General features: G+C 55.4%; 22 protein-coding genes and 2 tRNA genes. 9 read left to right on the top strand and 15 right to left on the bottom strand.

The annotated features are described in order from the left end of the window. Positions 1–12: 12 nt before the first annotated feature. Both ACQG22_RS09935 and ACQG22_RS09930 read right to left on the bottom strand, forming a co-directional pair. Positions 13–1,179, bottom strand: coding sequence for an MFS transporter (locus ACQG22_RS09935; protein WP_023621710.1), 1,167 nt, complete (start codon positions 1,177–1,179; stop codon positions 13–15). 163 nt (positions 1,180–1,342) lie between these two features. After that, on the bottom strand, positions 1,343–1,432 hold the full coding sequence (locus ACQG22_RS09930; protein WP_020688313.1) for a YnhF family membrane protein: 90 nt from the start codon (positions 1,430–1,432) through the stop codon (positions 1,343–1,345). Between the two features lie 297 nt (positions 1,433–1,729). Here ACQG22_RS09930 and purR point away from each other — a divergent pair, with 297 nt between their 5' ends. Then, the gene (purR, locus tag ACQG22_RS09925) at positions 1,730–2,755 is read left to right on the top strand and encodes an HTH-type transcriptional repressor PurR (RefSeq protein WP_013096929.1); all 1,026 of its coding nucleotides are present in this window, start codon (positions 1,730–1,732) and stop codon (positions 2,753–2,755) included. 16 nt (positions 2,756–2,771) lie between these two features. Here the strand turns inward: purR and punR are convergent, their stop codons facing one another. Further along, complete coding sequence (gene punR, locus ACQG22_RS09920) at positions 2,772–3,683, bottom strand: DNA-binding transcriptional activator PunR (RefSeq protein ID WP_369706620.1); 912 nt, start codon at positions 3,681–3,683, stop codon at positions 2,772–2,774. A 115-nt stretch (positions 3,684–3,798) separates the two neighbouring features. On the opposite strand from punR, the gene punC reads away from it, so the two are divergent. Next, a complete protein-coding gene (gene punC / locus ACQG22_RS09915; protein WP_038419207.1) occupies positions 3,799–4,998 on the top strand; it encodes a purine nucleoside transporter PunC in 1,200 nt (399 codons plus the stop codon). Between the two features lie 298 nt (positions 4,999–5,296). Further along, on the top strand, positions 5,297–6,445 hold the full coding sequence (cfa, locus tag ACQG22_RS09910) for a cyclopropane fatty acyl phospholipid synthase (protein ID WP_013096932.1): 1,149 nt from the start codon (positions 5,297–5,299) through the stop codon (positions 6,443–6,445). A gap of 30 nt (positions 6,446–6,475) precedes the next feature. Here cfa and ACQG22_RS09905 read toward each other — a convergent pair whose 3' ends face one another. Then, on the bottom strand, positions 6,476–7,117 hold the full coding sequence (locus tag ACQG22_RS09905; RefSeq protein WP_369706619.1) for a riboflavin synthase subunit alpha: 642 nt from the start codon (positions 7,115–7,117) through the stop codon (positions 6,476–6,478). 226 nt (positions 7,118–7,343) lie between these two features. Between ACQG22_RS09905 and mdtK the strand changes: the two genes are divergently transcribed. From mdtK to ACQG22_RS09885, 4 genes are all read left to right on the top strand, one after another. Next, complete coding sequence (gene mdtK / locus ACQG22_RS09900) at positions 7,344–8,717, top strand: MdtK family multidrug efflux MATE transporter (protein ID WP_155022188.1); 1,374 nt, start codon at positions 7,344–7,346, stop codon at positions 8,715–8,717. Positions 8,718–8,870: 153 nt separating this feature from the next. Continuing rightward, positions 8,871–8,947, top strand: a tRNA-Val gene (locus tag ACQG22_RS09895). Between the two features lie 4 nt (positions 8,948–8,951). Next, positions 8,952–9,028 (top strand) — tRNA-Val (locus ACQG22_RS09890). A gap of 120 nt (positions 9,029–9,148) precedes the next feature. Further along, a complete protein-coding gene (locus ACQG22_RS09885; protein ID WP_248048070.1) occupies positions 9,149–10,744 on the top strand; it encodes an FAD-NAD(P)-binding protein in 1,596 nt (531 codons plus the stop codon). Positions 10,745–10,769: 25 nt separating this feature from the next. On the opposite strand, the gene ACQG22_RS09880 is transcribed toward ACQG22_RS09885, so the two are convergent. Both ACQG22_RS09880 and ACQG22_RS09875 read right to left on the bottom strand, forming a co-directional pair. Continuing rightward, the gene (locus ACQG22_RS09880; protein WP_013096936.1) at positions 10,770–11,405 is read right to left on the bottom strand and encodes a carbonic anhydrase; all 636 of its coding nucleotides are present in this window, start codon (positions 11,403–11,405) and stop codon (positions 10,770–10,772) included. A 72-nt stretch (positions 11,406–11,477) separates the two neighbouring features. After that, positions 11,478–12,260 (bottom strand): MBL fold metallo-hydrolase, encoded by a 783-nt coding sequence (locus ACQG22_RS09875; RefSeq protein ID WP_029883878.1) that lies wholly within the window; start codon positions 12,258–12,260, stop codon positions 11,478–11,480. 125 nt (positions 12,261–12,385) lie between these two features. Here ACQG22_RS09875 and ACQG22_RS09870 point away from each other — a divergent pair, with 125 nt between their 5' ends. After that, complete coding sequence (locus ACQG22_RS09870) at positions 12,386–12,526, top strand: hypothetical protein (protein WP_013096938.1); 141 nt, start codon at positions 12,386–12,388, stop codon at positions 12,524–12,526. A gap of 37 nt (positions 12,527–12,563) precedes the next feature. Here the strand turns inward: ACQG22_RS09870 and ACQG22_RS09865 are convergent, their stop codons facing one another. The 9 genes from ACQG22_RS09865 to ACQG22_RS09825 form a co-directional block, all read right to left on the bottom strand. Next, on the bottom strand, positions 12,564–13,043 hold the full coding sequence (locus ACQG22_RS09865) for a GlcG/HbpS family heme-binding protein (protein ID WP_029883877.1): 480 nt from the start codon (positions 13,041–13,043) through the stop codon (positions 12,564–12,566). 90 nt (positions 13,044–13,133) lie between these two features. Next, positions 13,134–13,745 carry a response regulator transcription factor gene (locus tag ACQG22_RS09860; RefSeq protein ID WP_047023691.1) on the bottom strand — a complete coding sequence of 204 codons (612 nt, stop codon included), beginning with the start codon at positions 13,743–13,745 and terminating at the stop codon, positions 13,134–13,136. Beyond that, complete coding sequence (locus ACQG22_RS09855) at positions 13,738–15,066, bottom strand: sensor histidine kinase (RefSeq protein WP_102752633.1); 1,329 nt, start codon at positions 15,064–15,066, stop codon at positions 13,738–13,740. The genes ACQG22_RS09860 and ACQG22_RS09855 overlap by 8 nt, the downstream gene beginning before the upstream one ends. 72 nt (positions 15,067–15,138) lie before the next feature. Next, positions 15,139–16,545 carry a DUF1996 domain-containing protein gene (locus ACQG22_RS09850; RefSeq protein WP_063252494.1) on the bottom strand — a complete coding sequence of 469 codons (1,407 nt, stop codon included), beginning with the start codon at positions 16,543–16,545 and terminating at the stop codon, positions 15,139–15,141. Between the two features lie 144 nt (positions 16,546–16,689). After that, positions 16,690–16,857 (bottom strand): hypothetical protein, encoded by a 168-nt coding sequence (locus tag ACQG22_RS09845; protein WP_165768973.1) that lies wholly within the window; start codon positions 16,855–16,857, stop codon positions 16,690–16,692. Positions 16,858–16,975: 118 nt separating this feature from the next. After that, positions 16,976–17,185: a fumarate hydratase FumD gene (gene fumD, locus ACQG22_RS09840; protein ID WP_013096944.1), complete on the bottom strand. Its 210-nt coding sequence runs from the start codon at positions 17,183–17,185 to the stop codon at positions 16,976–16,978. 109 nt (positions 17,186–17,294) lie between these two features. Beyond that, positions 17,295–18,107: a MetQ/NlpA family ABC transporter substrate-binding protein gene (locus ACQG22_RS09835; protein ID WP_013096945.1), complete on the bottom strand. Its 813-nt coding sequence runs from the start codon at positions 18,105–18,107 to the stop codon at positions 17,295–17,297. Positions 18,108–18,131: 24 nt separating this feature from the next. After that, on the bottom strand, positions 18,132–18,800 hold the full coding sequence (locus ACQG22_RS09830; protein WP_013096946.1) for a methionine ABC transporter permease: 669 nt from the start codon (positions 18,798–18,800) through the stop codon (positions 18,132–18,134). After that, positions 18,793–19,815, bottom strand: coding sequence for a methionine ABC transporter ATP-binding protein (locus ACQG22_RS09825; protein WP_020688322.1), 1,023 nt, complete (start codon positions 19,813–19,815; stop codon positions 18,793–18,795). Before ACQG22_RS09825 ends, ACQG22_RS09830 begins: the two co-directional genes overlap by 8 nt. A 398-nt stretch (positions 19,816–20,213) precedes the next feature. Here ACQG22_RS09825 and ACQG22_RS09820 point away from each other — a divergent pair, with 398 nt between their 5' ends. Further along, a complete protein-coding gene (locus ACQG22_RS09820; RefSeq protein ID WP_013096948.1) occupies positions 20,214–21,584 on the top strand; it encodes a pyridoxal-phosphate dependent enzyme in 1,371 nt (456 codons plus the stop codon). Positions 21,585–21,589 lie beyond the last annotated feature (5 nt).

Raw genomic sequence — 21,589 nt, 5'->3', positions numbered from 1 at the left:
TTCTGCGTTTTTTTATTCGGCAGCACAGGCCGCTTCAGGCTGTTTACGACCCGACATCATCACTAACAGCAGGCCAAGCGCGGCAATAATGGCCCCCATCACCGGCACAAAGCTGTATCCCAGACCACCCGAAATCACAGCACCGCCCGCTGCGGCACCGAGCGCATTGCCCAGATTGAACGCGCCAATATTCACCGACGATGAAAGACCCGGCGCCTCATGCGCGACACGCATTACGCGCATCTGCAGCGGCGGAACCACGGCAAAGGTGGCCGCACCCCAGACGACCATCGCAATGGCCGCGCCAAACTCATTACGCGCCAGCCAGGGAATGGCAATCATGATGACAATCAGCAGGGTCAGAAAACCCTTCAGCGTTCCGCTCACGGAGCGGTCAGCAAATTTCCCGCCCAGATAGTTACCAATCGAGAAGCCCACGCCAATCAGCACCAGCATCGCGGTGATAAAGATCGGCGTCGCGTGAGTGATGTCATGCAGCACCGGCGAAATATAGGTGTAAAGGGTAAACATCGCCCCGGCACCCAGCACGGTGGTGAGCAGCGCAGAAAGGACCTGCGGACGCATCAGTACCGACAGCTCTTTACGAACTTCAGGACGCTCACCAGCGCTGCCTTTCGGCAGAGAGAAGAACAACGCCACCATCGCGACAACGCCCAGTACGGCGGTTGCGAGGAACGACATACGCCAGCCAATGACCTCACCCAGCCAGGTGGCCGCAGGAACGCCGCCAATGTTGGCGATGGTCAGGCCCATAAACATGGTTGCCACGGCACTCGCCTGCTTGTGTTTGGGCACCACGCTTGCCGCCACCACCGACCCCAGCCCAAAGAAAGCGCCGTGGTTAAGGCTTGTCAGGATACGTGACAGCATCAGCGTGGTGTAATCAGGCGAAATGGCGGAGAGCACGTTGCCAAGGGTAAAGATAGCCATCAGGAAAATCAGCGCATTGCGGCGCGCTCGGTGGGAAAGCAACAGCGTCATCAGCGGTGCCCCTACCATCACACCAATGGCATAGGCGCTGATTAACATCCCGGCTGCAGGGATAGAGACGTCCACACCGCGGGCGATAACCGGTAAGAGTCCCATAGGGGAAAATTCAGTGGTGCCAATCCCAAAAGCGCCAATCGCCAGGGCCAGCAGGGGAAAATTGATTTTCATGCGTCAACTCCGGATGCCGTGTCATGTGGTGACACAGAACAAAGAAGCCGAAAGCATGACATCAATCACAAAAAATGAGAAGTTAACAAATTGGCAAAAGATTTTTGCCGGAGATGTAACAATCAGGGCAAGCGGGAGAGAGCGAACGCCCCCTCCGCGTAAATCAGTGCAGTGCAGCCGTCAGACCTGCAGCAACAATCAGCGCCAGCACAATAACGGTGGTGAACAGCGAAAACTTCAGATCGGAACTCATCAATTTTTCTCCTTTTAATCCCCCCACGAAAAGTGAGCTTGCTCATTTTTACACAATTTACGTCAAAAATCTTCCAGGATTTAAACGGATAACCACTTTAGCTCTTCCCCTTTTCATCAAGATAGGACAAAATTCCACGCTAAATTTATTAGCGTACCGGCCATTGCCCCCCTCCTGACGTCCCGTGTCGTTTTCCTGGCGTGCCGCAATTCAAGATTGCGTGATAAGGGTGAGAGAAGGCAAACGTTTACCTTCAAGGTTTTCAGGAGTTTAGGATATGGTCTGGAGTGACATTTAATGGCAACAATTAAAGACGTAGCAAAACGCGCAAACGTTTCCACTACAACCGTATCACATGTAATTAACAAAACCCGCTTCGTGGCGGAAGAGACGCGCAACGCCGTCTGGGCGGCAATCAAAGAACTGCACTACTCGCCGAGTGCCGTTGCGCGTAGCCTTAAAGTTAATCACACCAAATCCATTGGTTTGCTGGCGACCAGCAGTGAAGCGGCCTATTTTGCCGAAATCATCGAAGCGGTTGAGAAAAACTGTTTCCAGAAAGGCTATACCCTTATCCTCGGCAACGCGTGGAACAATATTGAAAAACAGCGCGCCTATCTGTCGATGATGGCGCAAAAGCGTGTGGATGGCCTGCTGGTGATGTGTTCCGAATACCCGGAATCCGTCCTTTCCATGCTGGAAGAGTATCGTCATATCCCAATGGTGGTGATGGACTGGGGCGAAGCGCGCGCCGACTTTACCGACTCCGTCATCGATAACGCCTTCGAAGGCGGTTATATGGCGGGCCGCTATCTGATTGAACGCGGTCACCGTGAAATAGGCGTGATCCCGGGGCCGCTCGAGCGCAACACCGGTGCTGGCCGTCTGGCCGGGTTTATGAAGGCGATGGAAGAAGCGCTGATCACCGTGCCGGAAAACTGGATCGTGCAGGGCGACTTTGAGCCGGAGTCTGGCTACCGCGCCATGCAGCAGATCGTTTCTCAGCCGCATCGTCCAACGGCGGTGTTCTGCGGCGGGGACATCATGGCGATGGGGGCCCTGTGTGCAGCCGATGAGCTGGGCCTGCGCGTGCCGCAGGATATCTCCGTGATCGGCTATGACAACGTGCGCAACGCGCGCTTCTTTACGCCTGCGCTGACCACCATCCACCAGCCGAAGGACTCCCTCGGTGAAACGGCCTTCAATATGCTGATGGACAGGATCGTCAACAAACGTGAAGAGTCGCAGTCCATTGAAGTTCACCCGCGCCTTATCGAGCGCCGTTCCGTTGCGGATGGTCCATTCCGCGACTACCGTCGTTAATCTCGTGTGGAGCCAGCTAAGCTGGCTCCCGTAGCCATTCCCGGTTAAGCGTTTCGCTGTCTCCCAGATAATCCAGTAGCCATGCCATGGCGGGCGACACATCATTTTGTTGCCATGTCAGGCAGCAGGCCGCATCCGGGAACGGATTCTCCAGCGTCAGCTCGACCCATTCACCGGTATCGATTCTCGGCTTAGCGAAATGGACGGGAACCATCGCGACGCACAGCCCGGCGCTGAGGCAGGTCGCGGAGGATTCCCAGTCCGGCGCTACCACCCGCCGCTGATTATCAAGAAGCCAGGTAATACGTTTTGGCAACGAGCGCGAGGTATCCTCCAGCACCAGCGACGGCCAGTTGCGCAGCGTGTCGTCACTCAGCGGTCCCTCCAGGGCAGCCAGCGGATGATCGTGTGCCACGACGCATTTCCAGCTCAACATGCCCATATCGCGAAACGCATAGCGCCCCCCGACGGGGATCGCCTGGGTTGCGCCAATCGCCATCTCTGCCCTGCCGTCCGCCAGCGCGTCCCAGACCCCGTTGAATACCTCCTGCGAGACACGAAGTTCAACGTCTGAAAAATGGCGATAGAAATCCACGATCATCTGCCGGGTACGCTCCGGCTTAACGATATTGTCCACGGCGATGGAAAGATGTCCGCGCCAGCCGTTGGCGATCTGCTGGCACTGTTCGCGGGTGATCAGCATTTTTTTGATAACAGAACGCCCTTCTTTCAAAAACCACGCGCCAGCAGGCGTTAATTCCACATCGCGATGCCGCCGTTCGAACAGCGGAACCGCCAGCCACTCTTCAAGCTGCCGCACCGTGTAGCTGATAGCCGAAGGGACGCGGTGCAACTCCTGCGCCGCACCGCTAAAGCTGCCGTTACGCGCGACAGCATCCACTACTTCAAGAGAATAATCTGACCACATTTTCTGCCTGCAAAAAATTTGAATGCAATCGCCAAATATTAGCGTTTCACAACCCGCTTTGCACTCCCTACACTCTGCGCCAGTGTCTACCTGCCTCCTCAAGGAGAATAAAACAATGCAACCCAGGAATGGATTTTTAGTCTGGCTCGGCGGTTTGAGCGTGCTGGGCTTTTTGGCCACCGATATGTACCTGCCCGCGTTTGCGGCGATGCAGGAAGATCTGCAAACGCCAGCCGCGGCCATCAGCGCCAGCCTGAGTTTGTTCCTCGCCGGTTTTGCCATCGCACAGCTGCTCTGGGGCCCGCTCTCCGATCGCTTCGGGCGTAAACCGGTGCTGTTACTGGGCCTGGCCATTTTTGCCGCAGGCTGTCTGGGAATGTTATGGGTACGCGATGCGACCTGGCTGCTGGTGCTGCGCTTTGTGCAGGCCGTCGGCGTCTGTGCCGCGGCGGTAACCTGGCAGGCTCTCGTGACCGACTACTACCCGGCCAACCGTACCAACCGAATTTTCGCCACCATTATGCCGCTGGTTGGCCTGTCACCCGCCCTCGCTCCCCTGCTGGGCAGCTGGATCCTCGCGCACTTTGACTGGCAGGCCATTTTTGCCACGCTGTTTGCCATCACACTGGTACTGATGCTGCCGGCTTTTGCCCTCAAGCCCGCGCGTAAAAAAGAGGCGCATGCTGACGCCAAACCGATCACGTTCTTCTCCCTGCTGAGCGCCAAAGCGTATCGTGGTAACGTCCTGGTCTATGCCGCCTGCTCGGCGAGCTTCTTCGCCTGGCTCACCGGCTCGCCGTTTATTCTGCACGATATGGGATACAGCCCGGCCGCCATTGGCCTGAGCTATGTCCCGCAGACCATCGCCTTCCTGCTGGGCGGATACGGCTGCCGTGCGGCGCTGCAGAAATGGGAAGGCCAGCAGATGCTGCCCTGGCTGCTGGCGCTGTTTGCCTTGAGCGTGGGCGCCACCTGGGCCGTCGGGTTTATTCCGGGCGTCGGTCTGGCGGAGATTTTGATTCCGTTCTGCGTGATGGCGGTGGCTAACGGTGCCATTTACCCTATCGTGGTCGCACAGGCGTTACGTCCTTTCCCGCAGGCGACAGGACGCGCCGCGGCGCTGCAAAATACCCTGCAGCTCGGCCTGTGCTTCCTGGCAAGCCTGGTGGTGTCAGCGCTGATTGCCACCCCGCTGTTGACTACCACCAGCGTGATGCTGGTCACCGTTGCGCTGGCAGTAATGGGTTATCGCATGCAATCCGCCGCACAGCGCGAGCTTGAGAACCATGCTCAGGCGGAAACGTCGCACGCGTAATCACTGGGGAAAATATGTAACATTTCAGTGATTAGGTTGCTAAGAATTTTCTATTGAATCACCAAATTTTGAGGCCTATACTAAATTTGGTTCGATTAAATACGATAAATATTAAGTGTTAACGGGAGCCGGAGTGCTCCCGTTTTACCATGGAAGGCATTTCGGCAAGGGTTATCTCCCTTCCTCTGTTCTACGTCGGATACTAGCCTCGCGGTATTTACCGTGAGATTTCTCACAAACCATAAAAAGCGTCTACGCTGTTTGAAGGTTCTGATCACAGTAAGGTGATGGAGAAGCTATGAGTTCATCGTGTATAGAAGAAGTCAGCGTTCCGGACGATAACTGGTCCCGGATCGTCAGTGAACTGTTAGGTCGTGCAGGCATCACTATCAACGGATCTTCACCCTCCGATCCGCAGGTCAAACATCCCGATTTTTTTAAACGCGTACTTCGCGAGGGATCGTTAGGGCTGGGCGAAAGCTATATGGATGGCTGGTGGGATTGCGAGCGGCTGGATATTTTCTTTGCCAGCGTGTTGCGCGCCGGTCTGGAGAACCAGCTCCCCCGCAATATAAAAGATACGTTGCGCGTCGCCTCCGCCCGTTTGTTCAATCTGCAAAGCAAAAAGCGGGCGTGGATCGTGGGCAAAGAGCACTACGACCTCGGTAACGATTTGTTCAGCCGCATGCTGGATCCCTTCATGCAATACTCCTGCGCCTACTGGAAAAAGGCGACAACCCTCGAAGAAGCCCAGCAGGATAAACTGCGTCTGATTAGCGAGAAACTGCAGCTGCAGCCCGGCATGCGTGTGCTGGATATCGGCTGCGGCTGGGGCGGTCTGGCGTATTTTATGGCGAAGCACTACGGCGTCAGCGTGGTCGGCGTAACCATTTCAGCCGAACAGCAAAAAATGGCCCGGGAGCGCTGCCAGGGTCTCGACGTTGATATCCGTCTGCAGGATTACCGCGACCTCAACGAGCAGTTTGATCGCATTGTTTCCGTGGGCATGTTTGAGCACGTGGGGCCGAAAAATTACGACACCTATTTTGAGGTGGTGGATCGTAATTTAAAACCCGACGGCATTTTCCTGCTGCACACCATAGGCTCTAAGCGCACGGACAATAACGTTGACCCGTGGATCAATAAATACATCTTTCCGAATGGCTGTTTGCCTTCCGTTCGCCAGATTGCCAACGCCAGCGAAAGCCACTTCATTATGGAAGACTGGCATAACTTTGGCGCGGATTACGACACCACGCTTATGGCGTGGCATGAACGTTTCCAGCAAGCGTGGCCTGAGATTGCAGACAACTATTCTGAACGATTTAAACGGATGTTCAGCTATTATCTGAATGCCTGCGCAGGTGCGTTCCGCGCGCGAGATATTCAGCTCTGGCAGGTGGTCTTTAGTCGCGGGATTGAACACGGCTTACGTGTGCCGCGCTAAAAAATAACCCCGGGTATCCGGGGTTATTTTTTATTCTTCTTCGGTGGCCTTTATTATGGCCGCCTCTTTCGCCGCCAGCACACGCTCGACGGTATCCACGACCGCCTGGGTTTGCGGATCGATTTCGATATTCACACGCTGCCCCAGTTTTTTCGCCGCCAGCGTCGTACGCTGTAGCGTTTCCGGAATTAAATGCACGCAAAAACGCGTCGGCGTCACTTCTCCGACCGTCAGGCTAATCCCATCAATACCAATAAATCCTTTATACAGGATGTATTTCATTAATGACGGATCCTGCACTTTAAACCAGATTTGACGGTTATTTTCAGAGGTGACAATTTTCGCCACTTCGGCGGTGGTCATGATATGGCCCGACATCAGGTGGCCGCCAATTTCATCGCTGAACTTCGCCGCACGCTCTACGTTTACGGTATCGCCCACCACCAGTTCGCCCAGGTTGGTGATACGCAGCGTTTCTTTCATTAAATCAAAGCTAATCTGGTTGCCGTTAATTTCGGTCACCGTCAGGCAGCAGCCGTTATGCGCAACCGAGGCACCGGTTTCGATGCCATCCAGCATATATTCTGGCAGCTCAACGACGTGGGTACGGAAATTAGGTTTTTCATCAATGGACACCACTTTAGCGGTGCCCTGCACAATACCAGTAAACATGCTTACAACTCCTGTATTTTCCGGACGGTGGTGACACCGTTTAATCCCACCACAATAACAGTTGGAAATACAGGTTGCCAGAGCAGCGCATTTTCTGGCGATTTTTTCACTAGATTAATAGCTAAAGCCCGCTACAATAGCTGGCACCCCCTCTGCTTTTTCTTCTTGCTGCCAGTTACGGCGGCTTTTTTAGTCTCTCATATAACTACAAAATAAAGGTGTTCACGTGCAGAAGTACATGAATGAAGCGCGGCAGTTATTGGCACTGGCTATCCCGGTGATCATCGCGCAGGTGGCCCAGACCGCAATGGGATTTGTGGATACGGTGATGGCCGGTGGCTACAGCGCCACCGATATGGCCGCCGTGGCAATCGGAACCTCTATCTGGCTTCCGGCCATTCTCTTCGGTCACGGCCTGCTGCTGGCACTCACGCCGGTTATCGCCCAGCTGAATGGTTCCGGCCGACGTGAACGTATCGCCCATCAGGTGCGCCAGGGCTTTTGGCTGGCTGGATTTGTCTCCATACTGATTATGATCGTGCTCTGGAACGCCGGGCATATCATTCGCGCCATGCATAATATCGACCCGGCTCTGGCAGACAAAGCCGTGGGGTATCTGCGCGCCCTGCTCTGGGGTGTCCCGGGTTATCTCTTCTTCCAGGTGGCGCGTAACCAGTGCGAAGGCCTGGCAAAAACCAAGCCGGGGATGGTCATGGGCTTTATCGGTTTACTGGTCAACATTCCGGTGAACTATATCTTTATTTACGGCCATTTTGGTATGCCGGAGCTTGGCGGCGTAGGCTGTGGCGTGGCAACAGCGGCGGTGTACTGGGTGATGTTCTTTAGCATACTTACCTTTGTTAAACACGCCCGCTCCCTGCGTGATATCCGTAATGAGCGTTCGTTCAGCACGCCGGACTGGCACATTATGATGCGTCTGGTACAGCTTGGGCTGCCCATTGCACTGGCACTGTTCTTTGAAGTGACTCTGTTTGCCGTGGTCGCCCTGCTGGTGTCGCCGCTGGGCATTGTGAACGTGGCCGGACACCAGATTGCGCTGAACTTCAGCTCGCTGATGTTCGTCCTGCCGATGTCGCTGGCGGCCGCGGTCACCATCCGCGTCGGCTTTCGTCTGGGGCAAGGCTCAACCCTTGATGCACAAACGGCTGCGCGCACCGGGCTGGGCGTGGGTGTCTGTATGGCGGTCTGCACCGCGCTTTTCACCGTCGCACTGCGGGAGCAAATTGCCCTGCTCTATAATGACAACCCGGAAGTGGTGATGCTGGCATCGCATCTGATGCTGCTGGCAGCGGTATACCAGATCTCCGACTCCATCCAGGTGATCGGCAGCGGCGTACTGCGTGGTTATAAAGATACCCGCTCCATCTTCTTTATTACCTTCATCGCCTACTGGGTGTTGGGTCTGCCGAGCGGTTACATTCTCGCGCTCACCGATCTGGTGGTGGATCGTATGGGGCCCGCAGGGTTCTGGATCGGCTTTATCATCGGTCTGACCTCTGCGGCTATCATGATGATGCTGCGTATGCGCTTCCTGCAACGTCAGCCATCCACGGTAATTTTGCAACGCGCCGCACGTTAAATACACAGTAGCCGCCTGCTGGCGGCTACTTTCTCTTCACTTTGCGCGGTAATGAAGCAATCGCGTGAAATCAGAGAGAAAAATGCATTTTGCCTCTTGCCACTGCGGTGCTGTGCCGCTAATATTCGTCCCCGTTGTCACCGACAACACGTTGCGTTCATAGCTCAGTTGGTTAGAGCACCACCTTGACATGGTGGGGGTCGTTGGTTCGAGTCCAATTGAACGCACCATTCTGCGTCCGTAGCTCAGTTGGTTAGAGCACCACCTTGACATGGTGGGGGTCGGTGGTTCGAGTCCACTCGGACGCACCATTTCAGTCCTGAAATGGTGCAAATCCTCTTCTTGTAGTCTGAATAATCCCAATCGCCTGATTTTTTACGCTTTCTCCTGCTACGCTTTTCATATGACAAAAAAAAGCAGGAACAGTGTCGATGAAAAAAATCGCCATTATCGGCTCCGGCCCCACAGGGATTTACACCTTTTACGCGCTCCTGAAGCATAAAACGCCACTGGCCGTTTCCATTTTCGAAAAAGCCGAGGAAGCGGGCGTGGGCATGCCCTATCGAATTGATGAAAACTCGCGTCTGATGCTGGCGAATATTGCCAGCATTGAAATCCCACCCGTTTTTATGACCTACCTCGACTGGTTAAAAGAGCAGAGTGCAGCCCATCTCGCCCGCTATCACGTCGATAAAGCTTCCCTGCACGATCGGCAGTTTCTGCCCCGAATCCTGCTGGGGGAATATTTTCGTGACAGTTTTCTGAGGGTGGTCAAAGAGGCCCGCAGGCTGGGATTTCAGGTCGATATCCATGAATCCGCCGAGGTGACGGATATCGCCACCGACAAAGACGGCGTTACGCTTTCGGTAAATAACAGCCGCTTACCTGAACGCTTCAATCTTGCCGTCATCGCCACCGGCCACGTCTGGCCTGATGAGGATGAGGCCACGCGCACCTTCTTCCCAAGCCCCTGGTCCGGGTTGATGGACGCCGATATCCCAGCCTGTCGGGTGGGGATTATGGGGACCTCATTAAGCGGACTGGACGCCGCCATGGCGGTTGTTATGCAGCATGGCGCCTTTGTTGATGACAAATTCGTTCTGGATAAAGGCAGCGAGGCGTTAAAAATAGTCCTCATGTCCCGGACAGGCATTCTGCCTGAGGCCGATTTTTACTGCCCTATTCCTTACGAGCCGCTGTCGGTATTAACTGAATTTGTCGTTGAGAATGAAATCGCCAAAGGGTCTGACGGCCTGCTGGATCGTATTTTTGCCCTGATGGTAAAAGAGCTGGAACTCGCCGACCCGGCATGGTGTGAGAAAATCGGGCTGCGCGCCCTGGATGCGGACACCCTTCGCGATGCCTGGTTTGAGGACCGCAAACAGCATGGCCCGTTTAGCTGGGCAGAAGCCAATCTGAATGAGGTCGAACGCAACAAACGTGAGCGGCGAACGGTGCCCTGGCGCTACACCGTGCTTCGGTTGCACGAGGTGGTTCAGGAGATCGTGCCGCATCTTAATGAGCAGGACCGGGAACGTTTCAAACAGGGACTGGCGCGGGTGTTTATCGACAACTACGCCGCCATTCCACCGCAGTCTATCCGTCGGCTGCTTGCGCTGCGCGAGGCCGGGATCATCAGCGTTGTCGCATTAGGTGATGATTACACGCTGGATGTCGGTCGTGCCCAGACGGCGATCGCGACTGAAGACAACACCTATCTCTTTGACGTGTTTATTGATGCCCGCGGGCAAAAACCGCTGAAAACAGAGGATCTGCCTTTCCCGACACTGCGCAAACAGCTGCAGGCGACAGGCGACGAGATCCCTGATATTGGCGAGGATTACACGCTTAAAGCACCAGAAACGGTGCGCGGGAGAATCGCGTTTGGCGCGATACCGTGGCTGATGCACGATCATCCCTTCGTTCAGGGACTGGCCGAGTGTGCGGAGATTGCCGGGTCGATGGCGAAAGCGGCGGAAAAACCCGCTTCTGGGTTACGCAGGAGATTGCCGTATTTCGATAGCTGACAGGGCTTCCATGCCCTGATCGTCATTATTCGAAGAACACTTCCGGGTTCTCAGACAGAGAAACGAAGGTTTTCGTCGCTTTATCCAGCGCACGAATTTCACCGCTCTCAATGTCATACACCCAGCCGTGCAGGCGAAGGGCGTTATTGCGCAGACCCACAGCAACGGATGGATGGGTCTTGATGTTGCTCAGCTGCGCAAAGACGTTCTCCTGCACCATTGCATTCACTTTGTCGATCGGCTGATCCCAGCTTTTCTTCTCCACCACCGCTTTAGCGGCATCAGAATAACGCAGCCAGTGGGAGACGGCAGGCATCGGCTCGAGGTTCGCGTTATCCGCAATCGCCTTCATCGCCCCACAGTTGGAGTGACCGCAAATCACAATATCCGTCACGCCAAGCGCCACAACGGCATATTCGATGGTTGCGGAGACACCGCCCGGCTCTGGCCCGAACGGCGGCACAATGTTGCCAGCATTTCGAATGACAAAGAGCTGTCCTGGCTCTTGCTGAGTGACCAGTTCTGGTACCAGTCGGCTGTCGGAGCATGAGATGAACAGCGCTTTGGGATTCTGGCTGGACGCTAAACTGCGGAAGAGCTCTTTACGTTGCGGGAAAATCTCTTTTTGAAAGTTGAGGAAACCTTCAATGATATGTTGCATAGCAATTTCTCTTTTATCTGTTGTTGTTTAGGTATGATCGGGATCACACTCGTGAAGTTTACCCATCGTGCTTTACCTGAGACAAGCAATATATTTCTGGCCCGACCGCTGCACAATCTCGTCCGCGTTTGCCGGGATGTTTTGTCCCTCAAAGGCACCGTACAGGCGGGCAAATTTTTTGCCTTCCAGAAGTCCGGTAATCCGCTCAACGGTGCGGGCTGGCAGGGGCAGCATATTCGGGTAGCTCCACATAAACGAAACGGCGTCTTTTCCGGGCGTGACCTGTAGAATATCCCCCGCCAGCAATACGCCTTCGCCCTCCTGCCAGTGCAGCACCGTGCCGCCTGCAAAATGTCCCCCCAGACGCAGCAAGGTGACCGACGGGAATAGTTCCAGCGCATCCCCTTCCCAGAACTGAATGGCAGGACTGCCGCGCATGACCCACTCTCTGTCGCTGGCGTGCAGGTACACCGGTGCATTAAATACCGCAGCCCAGGTCTGCATGGTGGTGTAATAGTGTGGGTGCGAGATCGCAATCGCGCTGATGCCGCCGAGCGCAGTAATGAGCGTTTTGGTTGCCGGGTCGAGGTTGGCAATACAGTCCCAGAGAATATTGCCGTGCGGGGTACGCAAAAGCAGCGCGCGCTGGTTAATCGCAAAGGCAGGCACCGTTTTGATACTCAACAGCTGTGGCTCCAGTTGCTGCCATTTGTTGCTGTGGGTGGAAGTCACGGTAGCAAAGTCAATCCACGCCTGGCCGCTGTGCGGAACATACTGGCGTTCATCCTCGCAAATCGGGCATGTTTCCGGCGTGGTGTCATACGCAGTACCGCAGGTTTTGCAGAGTGTCATCATATGCATTCCTCAGCCATAAAGCAGAGAGTATGGCAGGGATTGTCCATATGTGCTGCGAGGTACATTGCTGGCCTTTTTTGCCCTATACTGTGCCAGTATCAAAAACTGAACAAAGCAGGTGCCACATGGAAATTGATCTCGAAAACCTGGTCTTTAACGGACTGGATGAAGCAGAAGAGCGTAATGCGGAACGTCTGGACGACGCAGATAAAAAAGCCCAGGCGATTGTTGCGGATGACGACTGCGGCGATGCCTGCAAGATCTGATGAAAAAGCACCGGTTAACCCGGTGCTTTTTTTTATGTTACTTTTTCAGCCCGTCAATGGCCGCCTGCGCGCAGGCTTCATCAAGATGACCACCCGGCGCACCGCCGATGCCAATCGCCCCGATCACCTCATCGCCCTCTTTCACCGGCAGGCCGCCCGCCAGCAGCAGGAAGCCCGGAATATCACGCATGTTTTGCGCGCCGGCGTTGCTCTGCGCCGCTTCCATCACTTTGCCTGAGGCATTCTTTGCGCTGAGCGCCGTCCAGGCTTTCATTTCGCTGGCTTTAACCGTATGAGGACCGGCATTGTCCGTACGCTGCACGGCTTTCACCACGCCCGCACGGTCAACCACGGTGACCGTCACCTGATAATTCTTTGCCGTACACGCCTGAATGGCGGACGTGGCCAGCGCATTCGCCTGCGCCAGCGAGAGACTCTTTTGGTTTAACGTATCGGCTTGTGCCGTCAGACTTACGCTACCTGCGGCCAGTGCCGCAACCATCATTAATTTTTTCATCGCACTTCCTCGCGTGTTGGGATACGTGGCAGAGCGTACCCCGCCGGGCGATGAAACATAATTCGGTTGAATACGCACTCAACCTGGTAGTTATACGGATTGCAATTTATCGTATTCGCGTATTGCCTGAACCAGACTGCCAACGCCAAGCTTGGTAAACGCCGCCGCGCGGTGCGCTTCCACCGTCCGTGGCGAGAGATTCAGCCGGGCGGCCACCTCTTTGTTGCTGAGCCCTTTCATCAACTCCCCCAGCACCTCATGCTCCCGCGCGGTTAATTGTGCGAAGCGCGCTTTCACCCGGGAGGTTTCCTGCCAGCCGGCAAACCGGCGCTGACTCTCCTCAAAGGCTAACCCTACCGTTTCGATAAGCTTATCGGCATCCAGCGGCTTGGTGAAAAACTCAAACACGCCGTTGCGAAATGCCCTGCGACAGGCATCTACGGTCCCGTGCCCGGTCATGATGATCACCGGCAGCAGGGGCCAGGGCCATTTTCCCTCCTCAAGCCAGGTGAGCCCGCCTTTGCCCGGCATCCGCATATCCAGCAGCATGCAGCCTACCAGCTCCGCGTCCCGTGCATGGGCCGCGGTAAAGGCATCAACGCTTTCAAACGTCCTGACCGGCCACCCCATGCCCGAAAGCAAAAACGCCATCGACTCTCTGATGGATTCATCATCATCAATCAGCCAGATTGTGTTATCCAACCGTAGCCTCCTTTCCGTTTGCCAGTTGTAGCCGGATCTCTGCCCCGCCCTGCGGTGCATTGCCCAGCGTAATCGATCCATTCATACGCGTCATTAATGATTCCGTTAAGGTCATTCCCAGTCCAATGCCCTCTTCCCGGCCGCTGTAAAACGGCATAAAGGCATTTTGTAACGCCTCCGGGCTAAAGCCTGGCCCGCCGTCCGTCACGGTAATCTGAATGCCGCTCTCGGTTTTGTGGCTTTCAATCTTTACCCAGCCAGCAGGACTCGCCTGTTGGGCCTGAATCGCATTGCTGAGCAGATTATGCAGCACCTGCTCCAGCCAGAGCGGGTCGGCCAGCACGGTGGTGGCCCCGGGGGCAAACGCATGACTGACCGAGATATGTTCAGCCCTGCGCTCATGCTCAAGTAAGTTCACCACCTGCAGCCAGCATGCTGCCAGATCGGTTTCCCGCAGGGTGACTTTCTCCTTCACAACGTGCTCGCGAAAACGGGTTAATAATGCGCTAATACGCTGCGTTTGCGTCAGCGCAGCCGACAGCGCCTGCGACACGGCCTGGCCGTTTTCCTGCTGTAACTGACGCTGTGCGCCCTGGATCCACGTCTGGACGGCGGTCAGCGGCTGGTTTATCTCATGCACAATACCGGCGGTGATCTCCCCCAGGGTGTTGAGCCTGGCGTGCTGGTAATAGCGCGCCCTTTGCTCGGCGTCTTTACGCGCTTTACGCTGCCAGAGCACCACGCTTGCCAGCGCAATCACTATCCCCCAGCCGATAAACAACAAGGGGTAAACAGACCAGCGGACGCCAAACCAGTCCGGCCGGGAATCCGCTTCAAGCGTAAAAGGTTGCGTATGTTGCGGGAAGGAGCGTTGCCAGTGCCAGAATGCGTCAGAGGGCCGTTCTTCTCCGGTCGGTATAAAGCGTATCCCCAGATGGGTAAACGGATGATGCGCATTCAGAATCGGGCCGAGATCCACCCGCACGCGGATCTGACGCCAGGGGTTATAAAGCCAGTACTGCATCTCGTGGGCAGGCTCCACCCGCGCCGCATCCAGTGGGCGTCCCGTCGTTTTTTCCAGCGCGAGCAGATGGGGGAATTTTTTGCGCAGGTCGGCAATGTCTTCATCGCCATTCAGAAGCGGTAAGACCGATTCATTTTGCGTCAGGACCGCGCTTAATTCGGAAAATAACGCCGAGAACTCACGGTCTCGTTCCCAGAACTGACGGCGAATTTGTTCGGCGTAGAGCAGTACGCCGCTGAGTGTGCACGCTATCGCCCAAAGAACGATAGCGCGTTTCATCATGCTGTTGGTGGTCATTGCGTTAACAGGGACAGTGGCGAATGCCGAGACCTTACCAGCTAACCCTGTTAAGAACAAAAAAACGTAGGGTCAGACCTCCGGTGTATGTTTAAAGCCAGTCAGCATGAGCATTAACCCGTCTGGTGATGAGGCTGGTTCAAACTGATAATGATTCCCCTGGCGATCGCCACCGATATACCACGAGATCTCGGTTTTCCCTTCCGCCAGCGCCTTACGCACGGCTTTATCCACGTCGACCATCCGGTATTCACGAACATGGTTCAGATAAAGCACGGCATCTGAACGGTAATTACAGGCCGGACGCGACGACCACTTCACGGTCGCAGGATCCCAGTCATTACTGGCCGGATAAAAGAAAATCTGATCGGCCCCATTGTTTTCTACCTTCCCACCGAAAATACGGACACGGTATTTAAACAAGGACGGATCCTGCCCGGCGGGCAGCGGTGGGATATGGAATTTTACCAGGCTCAGCGTCTCGCTGTTTTTTGTGCGTCCACCGTTCTGCCAGTTATCTTCTACCAGTAACACCTGCGGTGAAGGCTGAGAGATGTTCGGTTCAAGACTGCTGAGCCAGACATTGGCCTTCGCCATAGAATAACCATAGGGCACGGTTGAACCACAATCCATACCGCGGTTCATGCAGCGTTCGGTCATAAAGCGGGCGGCATCGTCCGTCCAGCCGTTCATGAAATCGGCATGCGCCGTGTAGAGGCTACCCCAGCGTTCTTCACGTTCAGCCCCCTGCATCACCGGATCGAGCGACAGTTGCGCCTGACGGGTGTCCAGGCGGGTAATACCATGCAGCACGTAAGCCACATTCATATTAACCGTTGGAATTTTTACCGGGAACGCGCTCGGGCACTGGCCGTTAACGTCATACGCCGCATTGGCCAGACCGTGGTCGGGCTTCAGATTCACACCGTCCCAGCAGTTCGGAAATTGAATGCCAATATTAAACTGGACGGCATCGTTAGCTTTACGCAGCCCGCACACCTCCCCGATTTTGCTGCTATAGCCATTCCCGTTCGCGCATAAAAAGCTGATATGGGGGTTGGGCGTGCTGCCGTGATGATCCCCGGCGAGCAGCGACAGCCCGGCCGGGAACGGGTGCAAGGGATAGGCATCAACCTTCGAGGCCTGATAATAGGTTTTTTGATAGGCCGGTTTGACCACCGTTCCGTCGGGTAATCTCAGAGAAGGCGCCCAGTAGGCAGAGCCGTCGGCCTTGTTATCACAGGTCGTCTCTTCATGCTGGCGCAAGGTTTCCCGGGTTGAAAAGGCATCGGTATGGGTATTGCCAAAGAAATCGTGCCACATGGCCTGGTTGGGCATACCAAACATCATGATGGCGTCATCGCCGAGGGTGTGGGAGTAACTGCAGACCACATGCGCCTGTGGCCCGGCATGGGCCGCCTGCATGGCAATCAGTAACGCGGTGGCTAAAAGGGCGGGCGTGAATACAGTCCGTTTCATCTTCATCTCCATCTGTGAAAGGAGATATTGGTAACAAAACGGCCTGCGTTAACCGAGGATTTCCCAGCGTATTTTTCCGCTCATCCACGCTTTACAGCGTCGATGCACAACTCATTCCAGTACATTTCGCGCGTGCGGCGCAGTTCAGCGTGACGTTTTATCATGGAACCACTCCGGGTCAATGTTGGCCACGTCCACGCCATACAGACTGGCGACAGGCAGTATCGACTCAAGAACACGTTGCGCGCTGTTCTCCGCATTCGCGTGCCGGGTCGCAAAAAACCGCCGTAACGTGCTTATCCACTTTTTCATCGTCTGTACCCCTCTCGCTTTACCTGACTTCAGTAAAACACGCCTCCATCAGGAAGGGGAAATAACAATAACGACAGTTAATATGCAGGATTTGAGTAACTCGCGAAACGCAGGTGCCTTACCCGGCCAGCGCTTTAACCACTGTCTCCATCGCCTGGGTGGTTAACTCGCTCCGTTTTACGCGCTGGTTCGCCAGCGCCGTACGCAGTACCCCGGCAATCACGATATGCTTGGGCTCCTGCCCTAAGTCACGCATCTCCAGAACGACCTTCCCTACCACCCGACACATCTCCTGGTACAACTCTTCGTCTTTGGTCACATTGCCCATGGCGATCCACTCCGTTGCCCTAAACCGTCAGCTTAAATGATCCCTCGCCCGGATACAAAAAAGAAGCCCGGCGAGAAACTCACCGGGCTTCCTAAGCTAAATCAATTAATTAGTTATTTACCGGGATCACCGCGCCTTTGTACTTGGTGCGGATCCAGTCCTGAATCTCTTTGGAGTGCAGCACGTTCACCAGCGCAACGATATCTTTCTTCTTCTCGTCACCGCGATGCACGGTAATGATATTGGCATACGGGTTGTTTTCACCGCTCTCAACTGCAATCGGGTCGTGAACCGGATCCAGACCGGCGTCAATCGCGTAGTTGGCGTTGATCACAACCGCCGCGCCTTCATCGTTGTTATACATCTGCGGCAGCAGAGACGCTTCCACGTTAGGGGTGAACTGCAGCTTTTTCGGGTTCTCCACGATGTCGCTGATGCGCGCGGTCACTTTGTCGATGCCAGGCTTCAACTTGATCACCCCTTCTTTTTCGAAGATAGAGAGAATACGCCCCTCTTCAGAAACGGCATCACGCATGATGATTTTGCCGCCTTCCGGCAGGTCTTTCAGCGACTTGTATTTTTTGGAGTAGATGCCGATGGGCTCGATGTGGATCGCGCCTGCGCTGACAAAATCATAGTCCTTATCGCCTTCGTGATCTTTCAGCACGCTGTTCAGATAAGGGATGTGCTGGAAGTAGTTCGCGTCAATGTCATGACCCGCCAGGGCAGTGTTGGGCAGAATGTAGTCCTGGAACGGTTTGATCTCCAGGTCGATACCCTGCTTCGCCAGAATCGGCTTCGCCTGTTCAAGAATTTCAGCATGTGGCGTATTGGACGCGCCCACGGTGAGGGTGTCAGCCCAGGAGGCAAAGCTCAGGGCGCTGAGGGTTGCTGCGGCGATCAGTGTCAGTGTCTTTTTCATGATGATGGTTCCTGTGTGTATTTATTAGCGTTTATCTAACAGTGAGGTAATGATGTCGCCGCAGAACTGGATAACAAAAACGATGATCAAAATGGTCACCGTTGCCACCAGCGTGACGTCACCATGGTTGCGCTGGAATCCTTCCAGATAAGCCAGATTTCCCAACCCACCGGCGCCAATCACCCCGGCCATTGCGCTGTAGCTCACCAGCGCAATCAGCGTCACCGTAATACCAGAAACCAGTGCGGGTGATGATTCCGGCAGTAAAACCCGAAACACTAAGGTGCTCAGTCGTGCCCCCATTGAGCGCGTTGCTTCTATGACCCCTTTGTCAACTTCACGCAGGGCGATCTCCACCAGGCGGGCGTAGAACGGTGCGGCGCCCACAATCAGGGCAGGCAGTGCCGCATTAGCTCCCAGGATGGTGCCAACAACGGTCTTGGTGAACGGGATCAGCAAAACAATCAGAATGATGAACGGGATAGAGCGGAACACGTTCACCACAATCGAAATGACGCTATAGACCGTGCGGTTGTGGAACAATCCGCCGCGGGCGGTTAAAAACAGCGCCAGACCCAGTACGATCCCCAGCACAAAGGTCGCCACACCGGAGAGCGCGGTCATGTACAGCGTCTCAAGCGTTGCCGCCCAGAGCTGATCCCACTTCAGATGCGGAAAGAGATTCTCAGCCATGTTTAATCACCTCGCCTTCAATATCGCTGTGCTTCAGGTCGGCGAGGATATTGTTCAGTTGTTCATCGGATGCCACCACGTGTACCCACAGCTGGCCAAACACGCCGTGCGCCGTCTGGGTCATTTTTCCGTGCAGAATGTTAAACGGCAGGCCGTAGCGCAGCGTCAATTCACCCACAATCGGTTTATGTGTGCTGTGCCCGGTGAAGGTCAGACGGATGACCGTCCCTTCCAGATCGTTTGCCAGCTCGGTATTAAAGGTCTCTTCCTCGGCGTACTGGCTCACCTGGCGGACAAACTGCTGCGTAATCGGCTGCTGCGGATGGGTAAAGACGCTCAGCACGTCGCCCTCTTCCACCACTTTACCGTTCTCCATCACCGCCACCCGGTCACAGATTTTGCGCACCACGTGCATCTCGTGGGTGATGAGGACGATGGTCAGCCTGAACCGACGGTTTATGTCCAGCAGCAGATCGAGGATCTGATCGGTGGTCTGTGGATCGAGCGCAGAGGTGGCTTCGTCACAGAGCAGCACGTCCGGGTTGTTCGCCAGCGCACGCGCAATGCCCACTCGCTGCTTTTGCCCGCCGCTGAGCTGCGACGGATACGCATTTTCGCGGCCTTTCAGCCCGACCAGTTCCACCAGCTCGGCCACGCGGGCCTGAATCCTGGCCTTTGGCACCCCGGCGATCTGCATCGAAAAGGCAATGTTTTCCGCTACCGTTCGCGACCACAGCAGGTTGAAGTGCTGGAACACCATGCTGATCTTCAGACGAGCCTGTCGCAGCGCTTCCCCCTTTGCGGCAGAAATGTCCTGACCGTTAATGGTCACGCTGCCGCTGCTCGGTTTTTCCAGGCCATTTAACAGGCGGATAAGCGTACTTTTCCCCGCGCCGCTGTAGCCAATAATGCCGTATATCTGCCCCTGCTCAATCGTCAGATTGACGTTATCAACGGCCGTGAGCGCCACCTTGCCGTTGTCAAAGACCTTAGAAATATTGCTGAGAACAATCATTCTTATTCGTTATCCGTCCGCCCTGGCGGTTTAGAAGTATGGATGTCCAAACGATAGTAATCAGCCGTTACTTGCTTTTAAATGAACAAAAAAGCATGTGTTATAACCAGAGGGAATAAACACTGCCTGTCGCGGGCGAGACCCGTTTAGACCAATTTCAGCAATGTTTATCTGCACGATGCATATGTCAGGGGCGACCCACGCCAAAAACGCGCATTTTTTCAACATATTCTGTTGATATAGCCATCCTCACATCCGGAGCACTTTACGTCTTGCTATCCTGACATCCAAAAACACCATTTATATTCTTTTCTGTTCTAAAAAGCAGAGATTCGTTCTTTTTTGCGAAATTTTCACCGCCCTATCATCCCGTCATGACCTCCTGAAAGGAAAAAACCATGACGATTTACCACTCCGTCACTGAACTGATTGGCCAAACACCGGTTATCCAGCTGCATAAACTGGACACCGGCCTCTGCTCGCTGTTTCTGAAACTGGAGAACCAGAACCCGGGTGGCTCTATAAAGGACCGCGTGGCGCTGTCGATGATTAATGAAGCGGAGCGCACCGGCCAGCTGCAGCCGGGCGGCACGATTATTGAGGCCACGGCGGGGAATACCGGCCTGGGTCTGGCCCTGATCGCCGCCCAGAAAGGCTATTCGCTGATCCTGGTGGTACCGGACAAAATGAGCCGCGAGAAAATCTTCCACCTTCGCGCGCTGGGTGCCCAGGTGGTACTGACGCGTTCGGACGTCAATAAGGGCCATCCCGCCTATTACCAGGATTACGCCCGGCGTCTGGCGAGTGAACTGCCCGGCGCGTTTTACATCGACCAGTTCAACAACGAAGCCAATCCGCTGGCGCACCGTACCACCACCGCGCCGGAGCTGTTTGAACAGCTTAACGGCAGGATCGACGCCATCGTGGTGGGCGTGGGATCAGGCGGCACGCTGGGTGGCCTGCAGGCGTGGTTCGCCGAACACTCTCCGCACACTGAGTTTGTCCTCGCAGACCCGGCAGGATCGGTTCTGGCCGACCAGGTGGAAACCGGACGCTACCGCGACGCGGGCTCCTGGCTGGTTGAGGGAATTGGCGAAGACTTTATTCCGCCACTGGCCCACATTGACGGGGTGAATCGCGCCTGGCGCATCACCGACCGCGACGCGTTCGCCACCGCGCGCGAGCTGCTGAAAACGGAAGGCATTCTGGCTGGCTCCTCCAGCGGAACCCTGCTGGCAGCCGCGCTGAAGTATTGCCAGGCACAGACCACGCCGAAACGCGTGGTGACCTTCGCCTGCGACAGCGGCAACAAATACCTCTCAAAGATGTTCAACGATGACTGGATGCGCCAGCAGGGGCTGATGTCTCGCCCGCAGGCAGGCGATCTCTCCGACTACATTGCGCTGCGCCACGACGAGGGCGCCACCGTCACCGCCGCCCCGGACGACACGCTTTCCACCGTACTGGCACGCATGCGCCTGTATGACATCTCGCAGCTGCCGGTGCTGGAGAACGGCAAGGTGGTAGGCATTATTGATGAGTGGGATCTGCTGCGCCACATTGGCGGTGACGGGGCTCGCTTTGCCCTCCCCGTCACGGCGGCCATGACGCAACAGGTGGAGATTCTTGATAAGCACGCGCCGGAAAGCGCCCTGCACGCCATCTTTGACCGCGGTCTGGTGGCGGTGATTAATGACAATGACCGTTTTCTGGGTCTGATCACCCGCAGCGACCTCCTCACCGCCTGGCGCAACCGTCTACAGCAATAAGGAAA

Source organism: Enterobacter cloacae complex sp. 309I3 (assembly GCF_050031595.1).
In the GTDB taxonomy this organism is placed as follows: domain Bacteria; phylum Pseudomonadota; class Gammaproteobacteria; order Enterobacterales; family Enterobacteriaceae; genus Enterobacter; species Enterobacter cloacae.
The sequence above is the reverse complement of the archived record's forward strand: the minus strand, read 5'-3'. Positions and strand labels throughout refer to the sequence as shown.

What these genes read in the sequence shown, in the direction of transcription:
- ACQG22_RS09935 (WP_023621710.1), bottom strand. Translation starts at nt 1,179, where the DNA reads ATGAAAATCAATTTTCCCCTGCTGGCCCTGGCGATTGGCGCTTTTGGG.
- ACQG22_RS09930 (WP_020688313.1), bottom strand. Translation starts at nt 1,432, where the DNA reads ATGAGTTCCGATCTGAAGTTTTCGCTGTTCACCACCGTTATTGTGCTG.
- purR (WP_013096929.1), top strand. Translation starts at nt 1,730, where the DNA reads ATGGCAACAATTAAAGACGTAGCAAAACGCGCAAACGTTTCCACTACA.
- punR (WP_369706620.1), bottom strand. Translation starts at nt 3,683, where the DNA reads ATGTGGTCAGATTATTCTCTTGAAGTAGTGGATGCTGTCGCGCGTAAC.
- punC (WP_038419207.1), top strand. Translation starts at nt 3,799, where the DNA reads ATGCAACCCAGGAATGGATTTTTAGTCTGGCTCGGCGGTTTGAGCGTG.
- cfa (WP_013096932.1), top strand. Translation starts at nt 5,297, where the DNA reads ATGAGTTCATCGTGTATAGAAGAAGTCAGCGTTCCGGACGATAACTGG.
- ACQG22_RS09905 (WP_369706619.1), bottom strand. Translation starts at nt 7,117, where the DNA reads ATGTTTACTGGTATTGTGCAGGGCACCGCTAAAGTGGTGTCCATTGAT.
- ACQG22_RS09885 (WP_248048070.1), top strand. Translation starts at nt 9,149, where the DNA reads ATGAAAAAAATCGCCATTATCGGCTCCGGCCCCACAGGGATTTACACC.
- ACQG22_RS09880 (WP_013096936.1), bottom strand. Translation starts at nt 11,405, where the DNA reads ATGCAACATATCATTGAAGGTTTCCTCAACTTTCAAAAAGAGATTTTC.
- ACQG22_RS09875 (WP_029883878.1), bottom strand. Translation starts at nt 12,260, where the DNA reads ATGATGACACTCTGCAAAACCTGCGGTACTGCGTATGACACCACGCCG.
- ACQG22_RS09870 (WP_013096938.1), top strand. Translation starts at nt 12,386, where the DNA reads ATGGAAATTGATCTCGAAAACCTGGTCTTTAACGGACTGGATGAAGCA.
- ACQG22_RS09865 (WP_029883877.1), bottom strand. Translation starts at nt 13,043, where the DNA reads ATGAAAAAATTAATGATGGTTGCGGCACTGGCCGCAGGTAGCGTAAGT.
- ACQG22_RS09855 (WP_102752633.1), bottom strand. Translation starts at nt 15,066, where the DNA reads ATGACCACCAACAGCATGATGAAACGCGCTATCGTTCTTTGGGCGATA.
- ACQG22_RS09850 (WP_063252494.1), bottom strand. Translation starts at nt 16,545, where the DNA reads ATGAAACGGACTGTATTCACGCCCGCCCTTTTAGCCACCGCGTTACTG.
- ACQG22_RS09845 (WP_165768973.1), bottom strand. Translation starts at nt 16,857, where the DNA reads ATGAAAAAGTGGATAAGCACGTTACGGCGGTTTTTTGCGACCCGGCAC.
- fumD (WP_013096944.1), bottom strand. Translation starts at nt 17,185, where the DNA reads ATGGGCAATGTGACCAAAGACGAAGAGTTGTACCAGGAGATGTGTCGG.
- ACQG22_RS09835 (WP_013096945.1), bottom strand. Translation starts at nt 18,107, where the DNA reads ATGAAAAAGACACTGACACTGATCGCCGCAGCAACCCTCAGCGCCCTG.
- ACQG22_RS09830 (WP_013096946.1), bottom strand. Translation starts at nt 18,800, where the DNA reads ATGGCTGAGAATCTCTTTCCGCATCTGAAGTGGGATCAGCTCTGGGCG.
- ACQG22_RS09825 (WP_020688322.1), bottom strand. Translation starts at nt 19,815, where the DNA reads ATGATTGTTCTCAGCAATATTTCTAAGGTCTTTGACAACGGCAAGGTG.
- ACQG22_RS09820 (WP_013096948.1), top strand. Translation starts at nt 20,214, where the DNA reads ATGACGATTTACCACTCCGTCACTGAACTGATTGGCCAAACACCGGTT.